Origin of the sequence: Floridaenema aerugineum BLCC-F46 (assembly GCF_041929345.1) — a bacterium.
GTDB classification, from domain to species: Bacteria; Cyanobacteriota; Cyanobacteriia; order Cyanobacteriales; family Aerosakkonemataceae; genus Floridanema; species Floridanema aerugineum.
Map to the genome: position 1 here is coordinate 130,271 of NZ_JBHFNQ010000052.1, position 17,952 is coordinate 148,222.

General features: G+C 40.2%; 17 protein-coding genes. 10 read left to right on the plus strand and 7 right to left on the minus strand.

Annotated features, from left to right (window positions below):
* Nucleotides 1–80 precede the first annotated feature (80 nt).
* Together ACE1CC_RS06520 and ACE1CC_RS06525 are read left to right on the plus strand one after the other, a co-directional pair.
* Nucleotides 81–953 carry a DUF2267 domain-containing protein gene (locus tag ACE1CC_RS06520; RefSeq protein WP_413269655.1) on the plus strand — a complete coding sequence of 291 codons (873 nt, stop codon included), beginning with the start codon at nt 81–83 and terminating at the stop codon, nt 951–953.
* Between the two features lie 110 nt (nt 954–1,063).
* On the plus strand, nt 1,064–1,903 hold the full coding sequence (locus ACE1CC_RS06525; protein WP_413269656.1) for a hypothetical protein: 840 nt from the start codon (nt 1,064–1,066) through the stop codon (nt 1,901–1,903).
* Here ACE1CC_RS06525 and ACE1CC_RS06530 read toward each other — a convergent pair.
* A complete protein-coding gene (locus ACE1CC_RS06530; protein WP_413269657.1) occupies nt 1,900–3,033 on the minus strand; it encodes a tetratricopeptide repeat protein in 1,134 nt (377 codons plus the stop codon). The genes ACE1CC_RS06525 and ACE1CC_RS06530 overlap by 4 nt on opposite strands.
* The gene (locus ACE1CC_RS06535; RefSeq protein WP_413269658.1) at nt 3,030–3,680 is read right to left on the minus strand and encodes an RNA polymerase sigma factor; all 651 of its coding nucleotides are present in this window, start codon (nt 3,678–3,680) and stop codon (nt 3,030–3,032) included. The genes ACE1CC_RS06530 and ACE1CC_RS06535 overlap by 4 nt, the downstream gene beginning before the upstream one ends.
* A 378-nt stretch (nt 3,681–4,058) precedes the next feature.
* Between ACE1CC_RS06535 and ACE1CC_RS06540 the strand changes: the two genes are divergently transcribed.
* The 5 genes from ACE1CC_RS06540 (at nt 4,059) to ACE1CC_RS06560 (ending at nt 9,007) form a co-directional block, all read left to right on the plus strand.
* The gene (locus tag ACE1CC_RS06540; RefSeq protein ID WP_413269659.1) at nt 4,059–4,658 is read left to right on the plus strand and encodes a glyoxalase-like domain protein; all 600 of its coding nucleotides are present in this window, start codon (nt 4,059–4,061) and stop codon (nt 4,656–4,658) included.
* A gap of 120 nt (nt 4,659–4,778) precedes the next feature.
* Nucleotides 4,779–5,330, plus strand: coding sequence for a GNAT family N-acetyltransferase (locus ACE1CC_RS06545; protein ID WP_413269660.1), 552 nt, complete (start codon nt 4,779–4,781; stop codon nt 5,328–5,330).
* Nucleotides 5,331–5,677: 347 nt separating this feature from the next.
* On the plus strand, nt 5,678–7,828 hold the full coding sequence (locus ACE1CC_RS06550) for a polyribonucleotide nucleotidyltransferase (protein WP_413269661.1): 2,151 nt from the start codon (nt 5,678–5,680) through the stop codon (nt 7,826–7,828).
* 148 nt (nt 7,829–7,976) lie between these two features.
* Complete coding sequence (locus ACE1CC_RS06555) at nt 7,977–8,444, plus strand: DUF29 domain-containing protein (protein WP_413269662.1); 468 nt, start codon at nt 7,977–7,979, stop codon at nt 8,442–8,444.
* Between the two features lie 74 nt (nt 8,445–8,518).
* The gene (locus tag ACE1CC_RS06560; protein WP_413269663.1) at nt 8,519–9,007 is read left to right on the plus strand and encodes a DUF29 domain-containing protein; all 489 of its coding nucleotides are present in this window, start codon (nt 8,519–8,521) and stop codon (nt 9,005–9,007) included.
* 122 nt (nt 9,008–9,129) lie between these two features.
* Here ACE1CC_RS06560 and ACE1CC_RS06565 read toward each other — a convergent pair whose 3' ends face one another.
* Nucleotides 9,130–10,731: a site-specific DNA-methyltransferase gene (locus ACE1CC_RS06565; protein WP_413269664.1), complete on the minus strand. Its 1,602-nt coding sequence runs from the start codon at nt 10,729–10,731 to the stop codon at nt 9,130–9,132.
* A gap of 223 nt (nt 10,732–10,954) precedes the next feature.
* Between ACE1CC_RS06565 and tpiA the strand changes: the two genes are divergently transcribed.
* Entirely contained in the window at nt 10,955–11,680 is a 726-nt protein-coding gene (gene tpiA, locus ACE1CC_RS06570; RefSeq protein ID WP_413269665.1) for a triose-phosphate isomerase, read from the plus strand.
* Between the two features lie 103 nt (nt 11,681–11,783).
* Entirely contained in the window at nt 11,784–12,629 is an 846-nt protein-coding gene (folP, locus tag ACE1CC_RS06575) for a dihydropteroate synthase (protein WP_413269666.1), read from the plus strand.
* Here the strand turns inward: folP and ACE1CC_RS06580 are convergent, their stop codons facing one another.
* The 3 genes from ACE1CC_RS06580 to aroA all read right to left on the minus strand — a co-directional run bounded on the left by ACE1CC_RS06580 (nt 12,630) and on the right by aroA (nt 16,668).
* Nucleotides 12,630–13,430 (minus strand): SPFH domain-containing protein, encoded by an 801-nt coding sequence (locus ACE1CC_RS06580; protein ID WP_413269667.1) that lies wholly within the window; start codon nt 13,428–13,430, stop codon nt 12,630–12,632.
* 61 nt (nt 13,431–13,491) lie between these two features.
* Nucleotides 13,492–15,114, minus strand: coding sequence for an alpha/beta hydrolase (locus ACE1CC_RS06585; protein ID WP_413269668.1), 1,623 nt, complete (start codon nt 15,112–15,114; stop codon nt 13,492–13,494).
* 201 nt (nt 15,115–15,315) lie between these two features.
* The gene (aroA, locus tag ACE1CC_RS06590; protein ID WP_413269669.1) at nt 15,316–16,668 is read right to left on the minus strand and encodes a 3-phosphoshikimate 1-carboxyvinyltransferase; all 1,353 of its coding nucleotides are present in this window, start codon (nt 16,666–16,668) and stop codon (nt 15,316–15,318) included.
* 99 nt (nt 16,669–16,767) lie between these two features.
* Between aroA and ACE1CC_RS06595 the strand changes: the two genes are divergently transcribed.
* Nucleotides 16,768–17,256 (plus strand): hypothetical protein, encoded by a 489-nt coding sequence (locus ACE1CC_RS06595; RefSeq protein WP_413261832.1) that lies wholly within the window; start codon nt 16,768–16,770, stop codon nt 17,254–17,256.
* 139 nt (nt 17,257–17,395) lie between these two features.
* Here the strand turns inward: ACE1CC_RS06595 and ACE1CC_RS06600 are convergent, their stop codons facing one another.
* A complete protein-coding gene (locus ACE1CC_RS06600; protein WP_413269670.1) occupies nt 17,396–17,785 on the minus strand; it encodes a hypothetical protein in 390 nt (129 codons plus the stop codon).
* Between the last annotated feature and the right edge of the window lie 167 nt (nt 17,786–17,952).

Consider the following 17,952-nt stretch of genomic DNA (forward strand, 5'->3'; position numbering starts at 1 on the left):
CTGTGACAGAGGAAATGGATATAAATTTCATATTAGCCTCAAGGCATGAGTCGAGTGATTAGGAGACGTTTAATAGCAATATGACAATTGGAATAAGAGAGGATGTTGTCTATATAATGCTGAAGAAAATCAGCGAAACTGATAGCAACGACGGGATGCACGCAGTTAACTTCAATGAAGCAGATTTTGTTGGTCGAGAACTTACACCAGCAGAATTCTTAGGACACTTGGATTATTTAAATCAAAAGCAATATATCAACGCTGAATTTAGCGGCAATGCTTACGGTAATCAGGAAGATGTTCCTGATGCAGTTAACCCAAAAGAAGTGGATGTCAGAATTGCCAACACTTATGGTGCGCCAGATGGCCCTTTGCCTCATTTAATTACTTTTAAAAAGGCAGAATTAACCGAAAAAGGTCGCCAAGCGTTAGCAGAAATGGAGGCAAATCCTCCTGAATCTTTAAAGAGAGGCCCAGCAGTACCAATTGCTGATAAAGATATGCCTTTCTTGCAAAAAGTCATGCTCAAAGGTGGCTTATCAGAACCTTATGATGCCAGAGATTTGACTGAAGTCGTGTATCGAGTAATGCGCGATTTAATGACAACAGATGCAGCCGATCGCGTCGCCGCCGAACTCCACGAAGAAGCGATGCCAACAGATGATAAAGCGCTGCAAATGGAAATTAGCGATTTGTGGAGAGATACTAATCCGATTGTCGGATTTTTAAGTCGGGTTCGTCCACCTTGGCAAGGCCCGGGCATCTTTAGAATTAACGACGATCGCTTTTTATTCCGCGTCGCCAACGAAGGTGGAATGCCGCCAAATGTCGATCGCGAACAAGTCGTTAAAGCCGTATTTTCGGCAACAAAAGATGAATTGTCCCAAGAACGAATTGCAGAAATAGCTGAATGGCTACCGGGAAGAGTTCGCCAATTGTGGGAAGAAGCATAAAAGGGCTAAGAATTTTTCGTGACCAGGTTGAACCTGGTCACGAGATCGAAGAGGTTTAACCTCCCCTTTCTTAAATAGTTTCACTTTTTTAATAAAAACTTGGGGGAAAAATGAATTTACAAAATCGAGAAGTTAAAAAACAAATTGGATTAGTAGGAGCAGTTTTTGGCAGTTTGATTTTTGCCTTTCCAGCAGTTGCTCAAATAAACCCGACAATGCCGGGAAATATGAATCCAACACCCGGAAATCAAATACCTAATAATGATGAATTATCTCCAGTAGAACGCAGTCGGATCTGTGCGGAATACATGAATAGTACGATGCGCGATCGGCAAAATGTTCCTTCAACTCTTGGTCAAAGTATTCCTAATCAAAATAGCGATCGACCAGCTTCCATTACCCAAACTTTACCTTCCGGTAGTGTCAATGAACCACCTGAAGTTCGTGATGGTAGTTTTCCTGCTCCCTCGGAAGCGGAGATGGAACAACTTTGCGCTAACGAAATCATGCAACGAAATCGCCGTGCATTGGAAAAACAAAATACAAGTCACATAATGATGTCGCAAAATTACAGATATGGGCAACCTTATCTTAATCGCCGCACCATCATTCCCACACCAGAACAACAACAAGCGGCAACTACTAGTGTTAGACCAGTCAACGGATTAGTAAATTTGAGGTTAGTTAATAACTCTGGTGCTGATATTACTTATCAGGTAATTGGTGAAACTCAACCTCGTTATTTACGGGGTAACAATAGAGTTACTTTACGGTCAATAGATACACCCACAACTCTCACTTTTTATCGTCCAGATGGCGGCTTTTTAGTTGTTAATCCTCAACCTGTTTCTCCCGGAGTTTTAGAAGTGAGATTTGACCCCACCAGCAGTTTTAGTTTGGATAAATCTGCCCTGATGATACAACCAACAGGTGCAGTTTACTTGAATTAATCATTAACGGGAATTTCCAGCAATTCTCTTAACAATTCCGCCACTGCTTGAGTTTCATTTAATTCTTGAGCCAAACAAATTGCCTGATGTTGTACCATTAGCGCTTCCATATTCTTACCTTGTTGTCGGTAAAATTGACTTAATAATCGGAGTGATTTCAACTCTTGGTAAGGATTTTCGGAAGCGCGAGCTAGTTTTAAACGTTCCTCTAACAAATCTAAAGTTCTGGTGTAATTTTTCGCGCAATTGTAGGTATTAACTAATCCATCAATAGCGCGAAATTGATTTGGGCGATCGATCGCCAATCGCGCCACTCTCAAAGCCGCACCATAAGCCCTAATCGTATCCCAAAAATTGTCAGTAGCCCGATAAGCATCACCCAAATTATTATAAGTATTTGCCTCTCCCACTGGGTCACTAGCACGACTGCGATAAATCAAAGCTGACTCATATCTTTTAATCGCTTGATTATAATCTCCCCGACTTACTGCGACTAAACCCAAATTATTTAAAGATAACCCAATCCCAGCCGGACTGTTAGTAGCACGAGCCAGAGAAAGTGCTTCATTAAATGTTGTTTTCGCTGCCGAAATATCACGTTTCTTCAGCAAAAGTGAACCAACATTATTCAAGCCAAAAATTTGCCCTTGCCAATCCCTATTTAACCTAGCCACTCCTAATCTTTTTCGCAGCGCATCTTCTGCTTGTCGGAATAAACCTAAATCAGCATAAGCTAAACCCAAATAATCATAAGTTCGACCAACCGCCTCTTGATCGCCTATTTCAGAGTAAATAGTTAAGGCTTTTAACCAATAGGGAATAGCCTTATTTAACAATCCTTTTTGTTGTGCTTGACCTCCCAACCGCACTAAGCGATCGGCTTCGTCTCGACTTTCTCCCTGCGTCCCATTATTAATCCGAATATCCAATTGTTCATTTAAATCAGCCGCACCTAAAAGCAGAAAGTAAAAAGGCAGAATTAAACAAAGAAAAAAAATTCTATTTCGCTTAACTTCTCCCCGCATCTTATGAATTTTCGCTAATCTTTTAGATGCCAAAACTGTAGACAGAGGTGAAACTTTTACCCCTCTATTATTCTTGCCAAATCGCCATTCGTCAATCCCTTTCATAGCAAAGATTCCTGCTTTTCTACCGTACCCTCTTCACCTAGATAAATCTCCCGAATATCAGCAGGTAAAGAGCGTTGTAATTCTTGCAGACCAGAGATTAACAAAGACCTTACCTGATGAGGTGAAACTGTTTCTCCTTCACTTTGCAAATAAGCAGAAATTCGCGCCTCACTCCAATGAAAAGTTTGTGACATTAACACAATTAACCGTTGCAAAGGAGGTAAAAAATCTAACGCTTGATGGGTATAACACCAAAGAGGTGGAGAAGCAGCTGACAAAGAATAATGAATAGACTCCACAGGCGGAACATCAGCTTGGTTAATACAAAGTGCCGTCATATTAATTAACCAATTTTGCAAGTTAAAATCTTCCATTCCGGGAACACTTGAACCGCGCAAATCTAATTCCATCATTGCATAATAGATATGTCGCCAAGTCAGAGCAAACAAATAATCAACCTGCACCGGAGAACGTCCAGAGTGGGCAATTAGAGTATAGACGATCGGACTATATCGACAAAAAATAGCCGTAAAATATTTTCCTTCTTCGGGATAGCGTTGAAACAAAGTCAGTAGTTCCCGATCGCTGTAATGCGACAGAGACTTGACCTGTGGATGATCGGTTTCAGCAAAATAAGGAATTTGCACAACTTTACCCTTTAGCTAATCAATCAAATCATCAGATTTTACCAAATACTAATTTAAGTTGCTAGTTATAAGCTGAGGCTTTTTGCTCCCCATTATGCCCCTGACAAAGGAGGACTTTGAATGTAGTTCCCCCCGAAATGTTAATAGCGTTAGCTTCCGCTGGTTCCCCCCTTGATAAGGGGGGCTCCAGGGGGATCGAGTAATCAATAATTTGTAACTAACAACTTGAGTTACTATACTGCTGAAGCGAAAATTTTGAGTTGGAAAATTTAACTTTTAAGTTTTACGTTGATCAACCTCCCCATCTCTGAGGAACTCGATCGCACTCCTTGAGGCTTGGTAGACTAGAGTTAGATATCATTCACCCTTTGTAAATTCATGGTTCTAGCAGTCAACCTAATGACCTCTGTGATTTCATCCCTTCCTCATAACACTCTTTTACTTTCCTTACCTTTCGATGCCTTGTTTTCCACCCAAGGAATCATGGTAATGCTGCTGGTAGCTTACGCAGGCGCGATGTGGATGTTCCTCACCAGCGCCCCCAAAGTACACACAATTATGGTGTCAGATCTGGAGATTGCCCGTCAATTTTATGAAGGCGTGCTAGATTTGCCCGCAGCTGACGTACCTTTACATTACTATTACAACTACGAGCAAACAATTGGCACGGCTGCGATCGACCCACTTTATAATATGTCAACAGGCCCCAGTCTGACTGCTACTAACAAATTTAATGAATCCGACGGACTGTGGTATCAACTGAAAAAAAATACTCAATTGCACGTTATTTCTGGTGCTAGTTTAGGCGCAAAAAATCGCCAACGTCATGTTTGTTTCGATCGCGAATGTTTAGAACAAGTCTTAATGCGAATCCAAGTTCGAGGTTTGCGATTTAAACTGCGTACAGAAAAACCATTAAACTTCTTAGTAAAAGATTGGGAAGACCGGACAATTGAAATCGCTGAAGTGGATAGTTAATTTGATTTTTTCCCTCTTACTACAACCGACAATTTAACTTGTATATCACTATTTGTGGGGTCATTTGATTTTCAACTTAAAATTGACCCCAATGATTAATTTGGTAATCTCAGTATAATTATGGACAATTTGCCTATAATAAAACTACCAATCCGGCAAGAATTAAAAACAGGTGAAATAGTAGAACTAGACTGGATGCTTCCCCAAGAAACAGAAGCAGTCAGAGCATTATTAAATCAAGTAATAGTTGCAGGGCAAACTTATCCGCAAGAACAGCCAGTTTCCGAAGCAGAGTTTGCCGCTTATTGGTTAGCTAAAGATGCTTTTGTAGTTAGAGAAAGCAACACAAAGGAAATTTTAGGAGCTTTTTATATTAAACCCAATTTCCCCGGACGCTGTAGCCATATTTGCAATGCAGGTTTCATCGTTCAACCAGAGCAAAGAGGTAAAGGCATCGGCAAATTTATGGGCGAAAAAATGTTAGAAATTGCCCCCAGACGAGGTTATGCAGCAGTCATGTTCAACCTAGTATTTGAAACCAACATTGCTTCCCTAAAACTATGGCAATCTTTGGGTTTTGAAACTATTGGACGTATCCCCGCCGCCGTACATTTGAAAGATGGCAGATTAGTAGATGCCTTAATGTTGTACCGAAAACTTTCCCCTTCATGAAAATCGCCAAACTCATAACAAAAAATATAAACCCCCATAGACAGGGTTCTATGAGGGGTTCGTTTCTGTATAGGATTTTAAAGATATTAACCTTAGCTCTCTATCATTATGCTTCCATCTCAATGTAAGTGCATCAGGATAATTGCGGAATTTTCAGGGGTGTAGGCAATTCTGCTTTCAGTGTTTTCCCAGACTTGGTTAGACAAATTCTCTAAAAAGCTCTAAAAATAACTCTACCTGTCCCTTGTCCCAAGAGTCCCCTTGTCCCAAGAGTCCCAACTTTCCCCTGAGACCCTGTAACAGTGCTACGATTGCGACAGATAAAGAATGTGATAGTGAAGGATCGAATGGTAGAGTTAGACAAATCGATATCCTTTGACGGGAGGGATATTAGATTAAAGGTTGGCCTCCTTGCTCCACAGGCTGGTGGTTCCGTTCTTATTCAATCAGGTGATACTTGTGTATTAGTGACTGCGACGCGGGCGGCAAGTAGAGAAGGTATCGATTTTCTCCCCTTGTTAGTGGACTACGAAGAAAGACTTTATGCTGCTGGGAGAATTCCTGGTGGGTTTTTGAGAAGGGAAGGTCGTCCACCAGAAAAGGTAACTTTGACAGGTCGTTTGATAGACCGTCCCTTGCGTCCTTTGTTCCCCAGTTGGTTACGGGATGACATTCAAATTGTTGCTACTACCTTGTCAATGGATGAGCAAGTACCACCGGATGTTTTAGCGGTAACAGGTGCTTCCATTGCGGTGATGTTAGCGAAGATACCGTTTAATGGGCCAATGGCAGCAGTACGGGTTGGTCTGGTGGGAGATGATTTTATCATTAATCCTACTTACGCGGAAATCGAAGCTGGGGATTTAGATTTAGTAGTTGCTGGTTCCCCAGAAGGCGTGATTATGGTGGAAGCTGGGGCGAACCAATTGCCGGAAGCTGATATTATTGAAGCGATCGATTTCGGTTACGAAGCAGTACTCGACTTAATTGCCGCCCAAAAAGACCTGCTCAAAGAACTGGAAATTGAGCCAGTTCACGAAGAAAAACCAGTTACAGATAGTGACTTGGAAAATTATATCCGCGATCGGGCCACCGACCCAATCAAAGAAATCCTCAAGAAGTTTGATTTCGACAAAAACCAACGCGATGAAGCATTAGACGAAATTAAAGCTGGCATCGAAGCTGGAATAGCCGAACTGCCAGAAGAAGACCCCATCCGAGTCGCAACTACTAAGGATGGCAAAGCCTTGGGCAACGTCTTCAAAGATATTACCAAGAAACTGATGCGCCGTCAGATTGTCGAAGAAAACGTGCGCGTCGATGGTCGTAAACTTGATGAAGTCCGACCTGTTTCTTGTCGCGTCGGAGTCCTACCTCGCCGAGTTCATGGTAGCGGTTTATTCAACCGGGGACTCACCCAAGTCATGTCTATTGTCACCTTGGGAACACCCGGAGACGCGCAAGAACTCGCCGACGACTTGCACCCAGAAGACGAAAAACGCTACCTGCACCACTACAACTTCCCTCCCTTCTCCGTAGGCGAAACTAAACCCTTACGTGCCCCCGGAAGAAGAGAAATTGGTCACGGTGCTTTAGCAGAACGTGCCATTGTCCCCGTCATCCCACCAAAAGAACAATTCCCCTACGTGATTCGCGTAGTTTCGGAAGTGCTTTCTTCCAACGGTTCAACTTCAATGGGTTCTGTTTGTGGTTCCACTTTAGCTTTAATGGATGCTGGAGTTCCGCTGGCAAAACCAGTTAGCGGTGCTGCAATGGGATTAATTAAAGAAGGTGAAGAAGTCCGCATCTTAACAGATATTCAAGGAATTGAAGATTTCTTAGGTGATATGGACTTCAAAGTAGCAGGGACAGATACAGGAATTACCGCCCTACAAATGGATATGAAAATCAATGGTTTGCCTATAGAAACCATTGCTAAAGCTATTCACCAAGCACGCCCAGCCAGATTACATATTTTAGAAAAAATGCTGGCTGCCATTGACCAACCACGCAGCGAAATGTCGCCTTTTGCGCCACGTTTACTAATCATTAAAATCGATCCAGAATTGATTGGTTTAGTAATCGGCCCTGGTGGTAAAACTATTAAAGGAATTACCGAAGAAACTGGTGCCAAAATCGATATTGATGATGATGGTACAGTGACAATTTCCGCTATTGATGTGGAAAAAGCGGAACGCGCCAAGGGAATTGTCCAAGGTTTAACTCGCAAGTTAAATGAAGGTGATGTTTACGTTGGTCGTGTAACGAGAATTATTCCCATTGGTGCTTTTGTGGAATTTTTGCCCGGAAAAGAAGGCATGATTCACATTTCCCAATTAGCAGATTACCGTGTTGGTAAAGTGGAAGACGAAGTGGGAGTTGGCGATGAAGTGATTGTCAAAGTGCGGGAAATTGACAACAAAGGTCGGATCAATTTGACTCGCTTAGGCATTCACCCAGATGAAGCTGCTGCGGCTCGTTCGGCGGCGAATCGTTAACAGGCAAAGGTAAACTAGAAAGGCGGTTGCAATATTTGGCGATCGCTTCGCAATTTGCGGATATCATAATTTAAAATATCCGCAACATTTACCCCCATTTGGAGCAGAGAGGCCCGAAAAAAGAGATAATATAAATAGGGTTTTTATTATGACTCATAATTTATCAGAAGTTGAATATCAAACCAGCGAATTATACGAAACTGATTTTTATGCTTGGACTGTTGAACAAGCAAAGTTTTTGCGAAATGAGGATTGGAATAATTTAGATATTTCTAATTTAGCTGAGGAGATAGAGTCTTTGGGTAAACAAGACCGTAGAGAGTTGAAAAACCGTTTAAGAGTTTTGATTGGGCATTTGCTGAAGTGGGAATTTCAAGCTAACAAACGTTCTAATAGTTGGTCAAATACTATTGATGAACAACGTTTTCAAATTTTAGGTCTGCTGCAAGAAAGTCCTAGTTTAAAACCTTACTTACCTGATGCTATTAGCGAGGTTTACAAGTACGCGCTTAAATTAGCTATTGGTGAAACTTCTTTATCTAAAGAAACTTTTCCTCAAGAATGTCCTTATAGTTTAGAGCAAATATTAGATTTTGAATTTTTGCCTGGTGAGTAATTATAGAAATCTTAAATGTAGTTATGAAGCTTAGATTAAAAAAGTATTTTTTACAAATCAAAGAGGACTAGTTTATGACTCAAAATTTATCAGAAGTTGAATATAAAACCAGCGAATTATACGAAAGTGATTTTTATGCTTGGACTGTGGAACAAGCAAGGTTTTTGCGAAATGAGGATTGGAGTAATTTAGATATTTCTAATTTAGCTGAGGAGATTGAATCTTTGGGTAGGCAGGAACAAAGTCAGTTAGAAAGTCGTTTAGAAGTGTTAATTGGGCATTTGCTGAAGTGGGAATTTCAACCAAGTAAACGCTCTAAAAGTTGGTTTTTCACTATTCGGGAACAAAGACGCAAAATTTCTAGACTTCTCCAAAGAAATCCCAGTCTCCAACCTTACTTACCCAAAGCTTTAACAGAAATTTATCCAGATGCTTTAGATTTAGCTTTACGAGAGACTTCTTTAAAAGAGGAAATCTTTCCCCAAGAATGCCCTTACAGTTTAGAAGAAATATTAAATGCTGAGTTTTTTCCTGGTGAACAAGTAGAAATCGATCCAAATTAATAGCATATTTGTAGGGTGCCTCAGACAGGATAATTTTAGGCTTGTAGAGACGTTGTATACAACGTCTAATGTAGAGACGTTGTATACAACGTCTCTACATTTTAAGCCGCAACTTGAGTTGATTAAAATAATGATGGTTGGATGAAGGTTTCCATTTCTTTTTCTGGTTTTCTAAAGGTGATATCTCCTAAACTCATATCAAAGTATTCTGGACGTTTTCTTTTAGTTAGTAGATCTTCGATCGTTAAAATTTGAATGCGCGGATAGTCTCTACCATTTCCAGCTTGATAAAATCCCGCTTTTGCCGCTTCGGTTAACATTGGTTTAGTTGGTTTGGTTAAAGTTATTAATAAACCAATATCTGCTTTGTTATTTTGCACTGTCCCAATTAAATCTCTGACCATTGCCGCGTTAACATTATCACCACCTTTAACACTGACAATAATTTTACGTTTAATTTCTTTACCATTCTCGAAATCACTAATATATCGCAAGCCATCTATTCCACCATCAGCACCTTTTTTCTTACCTTGATATGGGGGAACTTCCACCAAAGAACAAGCCCACCATTGGAATTGATATTTGTCACGTTGGGCTAAATCTTTAGCACCTTCTAAATCTTTTGGTGTGCCATAAACATCAAATTCAATACCAGGAAAAGCGGCTCTGAGACGGCTTTCAATTAAAGCAATGGCGAGGTGAGTAATATCAATTCCAATCCATTGACGATTTAGTTTTTGGGCGGCGTGTAAAGCAGTTCCACAACCACAAAAAGGATCTAAGATAATATCATCAGGATTTGAACTAGCTTGAATGATTCTTTCTAAAAGAGCTACTGGTTTTTGTGTCGGATAACCAAGACGTTCTTTAGCTTGAGAATTGATAGGCGGAATATCATCCCATAAAGCTTGTAAAGGAGTTCCTACTGTTTCATCAAGGTATCGTTTTAATCTAATGCCTCCAGCTTTAGTAAAATGCAAACGACCTTCACTATCTAGACGTTCCATAGTTTCAATTGGACAGCGCCAAAGAGAAGTGACTCCTTTATATTCATAAGTGTATCCACCGCCAGATAAACCTTTAGCAGTCAGGTTATCATCTGTCCAGCGACGACCATCTGGGTCAACATTTCTAAATCGTGCTTTATATTTTTCCTCATGAGCTAGATAGATTTGATTCCAGCAATATTGGTCACTTTTTACGTAATATAAAATTACGTCTACATTTGCACCATACTTTTTTGGGTCGTTATGGGCGCTGGTGCGTTTCCAAGTAATTTCATTTCGGAAATTCTTCGCCCCAAAAATCAAATCTAAAATAATTTTTAGATAATGGCTAGCAGTTGGATCGCAATGTAAATACAAACTTCCAGTTGGTTTTAAAACTCGGTGCATTTCCAGTAAACGCGCTGCCATCATTACCAAATAAGCTGATAAATCATTGTGTCCTAATCTGCGAATTAAAAGATCGATGACTTCAGCTAATTCCCCATTTTTCTGAAACAACTCATTTAATGTTCGGCTTGACTCATCGTTCCAGTGCCAAGTATCCTCAAAAGCAGTAATCTGAGCATGAGATGTACTTCCCTGTTTTCGTCCACCAAAAATCACATTGTAATCAGCGCTGGAATTGAACGGTGGATCGAGATAAATCAGGTCGATGCTTTCACTAGCAATGCTCTCGCGCAAAACATCCAGGTTATCACCGTAATAAAGTCTATTCATTTCAATAAAAACAATTCGTCAATCAACTTTTATACTGAAGAATACCCAGATTAGAAGCCGCAAAAGCTACTTCCCAAAAAATAGATATATTTCTTTTTCTTCCCTGCTTCTCAACGTCCGACCACCCACTACCGACCACCCACTACCCAACTAGTTAGCAAAACTGACCCCAGAAGCCGTAAACTGGAGTTTACCCTATAATGTTTGTCCCTACAAAGTAACTGTGCGAAAAAAAGTTATCGCTGGCAACTGGAAAATGTACAAAACTCAGGCGGAAACGTCGGAGTTTTTACTGAATTTCTTACACACCTTAGAAGAAACCCCGGAAGATCGGGAAATTGTTCTGTGTGTTCCTTTTACTGATTTGGGCATTTTATCCAAGAGTTTGCATGGTAGTCGCGTGCAACTGGGTGCCCAAAATGTTCACTGGGAGGAACAAGGCGCTTATACTGGCGAAATTTCAGGCCCTATGCTCACGGAGATTGGGGTACGATATGTGGTTATCGGTCACAGCGAACGCCGTCAGTATTTCAATGAAACTGATGAAACTGTGAATTTGCGGCTGAAAGCAGCGCAACGTTATGGTTTGACTCCGATTCTTTGTGTTGGTGAAAGTAAGCAACAAAGAGATGCTCTTGAAACTGAATCTTTGATTATTAGTCAGTTAGCGAAAGGTTTAGTTGATGTCGATCAAAATAATTTGATTATTGCTTATGAACCGATTTGGGCGATCGGTACTGGTGATACCTGCGAATCGATCGAAGCTAACCGAGTTATTGGGTTAATTCGCTCTCAATTATCTAATCCTGACGTTCCCATTCAGTACGGCGGTTCTGTTAAGCCTAATAATATCGATGAGATTATGGCTCAACCAGAAATTGACGGTGCGCTGGTGGGAGGTGCTAGTCTCGAACCTGGCAGTTTTGCCCGAATTGTAAATTATCAGTAAAGTCAAGTGTCATTGGTCATTAGTCATTAGTCATTGGTAATTAATCATTTTTCAAGAGCTAATGATAAATGGCGAATCACAAATGACCAATGACAAATAACAAATGACTAATGACGAATTAATTATTTGCGATCGCACTTTCACCTGGAAAAAACGCACCTATTTAATGGGTGTTCTGAATGTCACCCCAGATAGTTTTAGTGATGGCGGAGATTTTAATAATTTAGATGCGGCTCTCTCCCAAGCAAAATATTTAGTAGAATCAGGTGCAGATATTCTCGATATTGGTGGTCAATCAACTCGTCCAGGTTCGGAAGAAATCTCTTTGTCAGAGGAACTAAATCGAGTTTTACCTGTGATTAAAGCTATCCGTAAAGAGTTAACAATTCCGATTTCTGTAGATACGACAAAAGCAGAAGTTGCAAAAGCGGCTGTTCTGGCTGGAGCAAATATTGTTAATGATATTTCTGGCGCTACTTTTGACCCGGAAATGTTGCCAACTGTGGCTGATTTGGGTGTACCAATTGTGTTAATGCACATCCGGGGAACACCACAAACTATGCAAAAACTTACTGATTATCAAGATTTAATTGGCGAGATTTTGCAGTTTCTTAAACAGCAAATTAATGCTGCTATAGCTGCTGGAATTGACCCTAGTAAAATTATTATCGATCCGGGGATTGGTTTTGCCAAAAATTATCAGCAAAACTTGGAAATTTTACGGAGATTATCGGAATTTAAAAGTTTAAATTGTCCGATTTTAGTAGGAGTATCGCGCAAAAGTTTTATCGGACATATTTTAAATCAACCTGATGCGAAACAAAGGGTTTGGGGAACTGGTGCAGCTTGTTGTGCTGCGATCGCTAATTCTGCCGATATTCTCCGAGTTCATGATGTTAAAGAAATGCGCGATATTTCTTTAGTTGCTGATGCAATATGGCGAGTTTAGTTAAATACCATTATTATTATCATCATTATTTTTCATCAACTCTGCTAATGCTTCATTTAAAGCTCCTGGATTCATAAACACAATTTTAGAATTCGGACTTTCACCCAGTTTAGTGTTAGCATCTACATATCTTTGAGCTAACAAAAAGCTTAACGCTTCCTTCCCGTCAATCTCTGACTTTTTCAGCGCTTCCGAAACCAATTCTATGTAATTTGCAACTCCCTTTGCTTCACTAATAGATGCTTGTTTTTGAATTTCCGCTGCTTTCTCTTTTTGCAAAGAATCTAACACTGCTTGAACTGGTTTGATTTCCTGAATTTCTACGCGCATCACCTTGACACCCCAGTTCACTGTAGCATCATCTAATTCATTTAATAATGCCTGATTAATTTTCCTTCTATTAGAAAAAGTGTCCTTTAATTCCATGCCACCAATTTCGGATCTTAGCGTCGTAAAAACTAAGTTTTTGATTGCTGCTTCCAAATCTTCAATTTCATAATAAGCTCTCTTTAAATCTATTATCCTCCAATATACAACAGCATCAATTGTCATAGAAACGTTATCTTTAGTAATAGCTTCCTGTGGTTTAATATCTAAAACCTGTTCCCGCATACTTTCTTCCCAAACGATCGTATCCAAAAACGGCACAATAAAATTTAAACCAGGTTTCAAAGTTTTCTGATATTTTCCCAGACGTTCTACTAATGCTTCCGAACCTTGATTAATCACCTTTGCCGAACTGACTGAACCGACAGTAGCGGCAATAAGTAGCAAAAAAAATGCAGATATGATAGCTTCCATAATAATTGGTTCTGAGTTTAACTTAAATTTTCCTCCCCTTCCTCTCCTATTTTAACCTTGGTTAATTTTTCTGGGATTTAGCAGCAAACTTTAACCATTGAGAAATACTTGATGGTAATTCCCTATTTATCCGTAATGCTAATTTAGGAGTAGAAAGAGATTGAGCATAGATTGGGCTTAAAAAAGGTTGGTAAGTAACAGCTTCTGGGGTAAATTGTTTGATAAAAGCTAGACTAACACCCCGTACTAATTGCCGTAAAGGTTCAACTTCTTCTCCGGTACGTTCTCTAAGCAAAGTAATTTGTTGAGCTAAGTTTTCGGGATTTCCTACACTTAAATGTGTCGCGCCTACTGCGGTGATTAAATACTTGTTACCTCCCAATTGCTGAAAGGGTTCTAATTGATGAGTAATTGCTGGAGTAAAAGCATCTTCTGTACTAGCTAAAGTTATGGTAGGAATCCTGACTTTTCTTAACCCTGTTTCGCCAAAAAGTTGACCGACAACAGGATTCAAAATAATCGCACCAACTATCCGCGAATCACCTATTTTTGGCGCTTTTGACAAATCAGTAGCAGCACATTGTAACCATTCACCGGGAGATTGTAGCAGTGGCACAACTGATTTACAAGTTTGGCGTAATGCTGGTAAATTTAATTCGGCTCCCGCTAAAGCTAAAGCAGTGTAACCGCCTAAAGAATGACCAATTACAACTACTTGTTTGGGATTAAATTTGCCTTGTAATTCACCAAAGTTTTGATTTCTTTGTGCTAGTTCATCTAGTAAAAAGCTCACATCTTTTGGTCGATCGACAAACTCTGATGCAGGCATTAAATCTTGTGGTTTATCACTAATTGATGCTTGAGAAACCCAAGTAGCATTACTTCCTGGATGTTCTAATGCTGCTACAGTAATTCCATGCGAAGCTAAATGATGAGCTAAATAGTTTAAAAATCTGCGATCGGCCCCAAAACCATGAGACATTACTACTAACGGCCCTTGGGTATTTTGGGCATAATATAAATCTACTGGAATAAATCGATTTCTCTGGGAATCTCTCAAGTATAAACTTCGCTGTTCTACTGGTTCTGTACCTAATTCTGCTGGGTTTAAATTAGGATTAAATCTCGGACTAGCAACATCTAATTCTCGCCTTAATAAAGGGCCAAGGGCTTCACTTTGCCAATAAGAAGGGTTAAACTGTAAAGCCAGACCAATTAAAGAAGTAGCCTCAATTGTAACATTTTCTCCGGGAATTGCTCGTAATACCCCAACTAAACTTAACCCATTTGCTTGTCTAGCAGCTACAGAAATTGCCGCTTGTAAATCTGCAATTTTAGTGTCAGGAAAAGCACTGCCTAAAGTTTTGAGTAGCTGTTTTGACATTGGCGATCGCAACCACTCCTGTAACACTTTATCAGTCATTTGCGGATCGAGTTGCAATCGTTGCGAAAGTAATTCTTGCACTCTAGGAGTAAAAATTACAGATAATGGTTTAAGATTTCTAGGTAATTCGCCTGTTTTGGCAAAGCGTTCTAAATCAGATACAGTAATAGATTGTTGAAATGGCCCTAATTGTAAAGTTAATCTTTCTACTGCTCTCGCTGGTGTTCCGATTCCCCAACTTAACAAGAACCCAAGAAACAACTGACTCAAACTCAGACGCAACCAAGATAATTTTTTCATCTGATTGAACTTTATAAGTGTAAGATTTAAGTTCAAATTCTAGGATAATCAATGCTTAGATTTTTGTGTGAATCATTTCAATTCCCGATCGTTGTTCCTACTCTCGCGTGGGAATAGCGCTAAAGCGCAACAACAAACCTAATTGTTCGTTGTTCCCACTCTCGCGTGGGAAATAGCGCTAAAGCGCAACAACGAACTGAGTTAATTGCTGTGGCAAATTTGTTGTAAAGTTGAGGTAAAATTCGGGTAGGAAATGGCAGCTGCTTCGGCGCGATTAATGGTAGTAACACCTTGAGCATTTAAAGCGGCAATTGCTAAACTCATGGCAATTCGGTGATCGGTGTAACTATCAAGATCGACACCAGTTAAAGGAGTTCCACCAGTAATTTCTAAACCGTCTGGTAATTCAGTAACTTTTGCTCCCATTTTGTTTAATTGAGATGCCATAACTGCAATTCGATCGCTCTCTTTCACCCGTAACTCTTCGGCATTGCGAATTACAGTTGTGCCTTCGGCAAATACAGCAGCTACCGCCAGGATCGGTATTTCATCTATTAATCTAGGAATAATATCCCCGGCAATTTCACAACTTTTCAATTTGCTATATTTAACTCGTAAATCTGCCACAGGTTCCCCGGCAACAATTCTTTGATTTTCTTGTTGAATATCTGCACCCATCATTTCTAAAACTTCTAAAATTCCGGTGCGAGTGGGGTTAACGCCAACATTTTCCACTAACAATTCTGAACCAGGAACGATCGCACCCGCCACCAACCAAAAAGCAGCAGAACTAATATCCCCCGGTACAATTACTGTTTGTCCTTGCAGTTTCGCGCCACCAGAAACAGTTACACTAATTCGTTCTGGATCTACACTCAATTTTGCTCCGAAAGCTTGCAGCATTCTTTCGCTATGATCTCTTGAAAGTGCAGGTTCAATTACAGTAGTTTCTCCATCTGCCATTAAACCAGCTAACAGAATGCAAGATTTTACTTGTGCCGAAGCAATAGGAGAATGATAAGTAATCCCTTTTAATTGTTTACCTTGAACTGCTAAAGGTGCTAGAGAAGCGCTTTTGCGTCCCCAAATTTTCGCACCCATCTCTTGCAATGGTTTTACCACACGGGACATCGGACGCGATCGCAAAGAATTATCCCCCGTCACCGTAAAAAATCTCCCCAAATGGGAAGCTAAAATTCCTAACATTAACCGCAAAGTTGTGCCAGAATTACCTGCATTCAAGATATCCAAAGGTTCGAGCAAATTACCCAAACCAATACCTTGAACCCTCACTAACTCAGTATTTAACGGGGAAATTTCTGCACCCAAAGCGCGAAAGCTTTCAGCAGTACTGCGCGGATCTTCACCTAAGAGTAATCCTTGAATTTGAGTTTCGCCTTGAGCAAGAGCACCTAACATTAAAGCGCGGTGAGAAATAGATTTATCTCCCGGTATTTGGATTTTGCCAGATAGCGACAACCCAGAGACAGGTTTTTCAATTTCCAAAGATTGCTGATTTTCTATAACTTTTAGCCTGACGAAGGGAACTGACATTGGGATAGACTGGTGGTGGTGGACTGTGATGTTAGATCCTACCCTTTTCTTTGCCCAACTGGGACATTTTTCACTTAGATATTCTCTTTTTCCTCTATTATGCTGACGCATCATCGCAAACCTGTGTGTCTATCCTTAGTTTCTACCGATCTGCCAATTTGGTCGGTAGTGGAAACTTCAGCGACGCTGTACCAAAAAGACCGCCTCCGCTTTCATCTGCTGCTTACAGAACCTGGACTGGGGATGCAACAAAATGCTGATTCATCAGCGATCGATCCCACTCTCCCAACCTCCTCCCCCCGTCTTTTGTGGTTGGAAATTTCTCCCAATCGCGTAATTATGACCATGCAGGGAAATGGCAAATTAAGCTACCGCCATTTTTGGGAACGGGGTGTTTACGGTTTGAGTCGTTATTGGTTAAATAATGATTCCTTAAAGACTAACTGGCAATTGCGCTTACGTAACTTCACCCGCAGCTTAGTTTTAGAAGGACATCCTTTACCAGAACATCTGCGCCTAGAATACGATTTATGGTCAGAAAAAGTGCAATTAGGTCGCTATATTTTGAATTTGCAAATTCATCATTAATCGCTTATAATTCTTGCAAAAGTTCATATCTTTAGTATATTCATCTGTGTAAATCTCGTGTTTATCTGTGGATATCTGTGGCTAGAAAAACCAGATTTAAAACTTTTGCAAGAAGTCTATATATTGATGAAGAGCTTTTTTATCTAAAGAGCTTTAAAGCTTGAGCGAAAATTGGTTTTTCGACCGCGCAAACTTTAACGATCGCTTGCACAAATTCGATCAGTTCTTGGTTAGGAAACAGGTCAAATTTCACAATTTTACTGGCGGGATAATGGCGATCGCCACAACTCATCTCATTAGTTACTCCAGTTTTCAAATCAGGTTCACTTTCGTCCCAGGAAACAACATTTCCTTGCCAAGTAAATTGAAACCAAACAATTTCCTCATTTTCGACTTTAAGGAATACATCAAAGTAGACATCTTTACCCTGAAACCAGAAGCGTCCCGGTTCTTTAGTTTTAATTCGATACAGAGACTCTGCGAGTTCTCTAATTTTTTGCTCATCTGTGACAAATTTTACCATGTTCATGTTTATCAAATTCACACATTAAATTCTTGGTTCAAAAACAGCTAAACTGGGAATAACGGCTATCATGTTTAGTCACGGAAAACTAATTTAGAAAGTGTCTGTCTTAGCACTTGGCGATCGGGCGTTAGCCGATTCATTCCCACTATCTTAAATTGTATAGTGCTTCA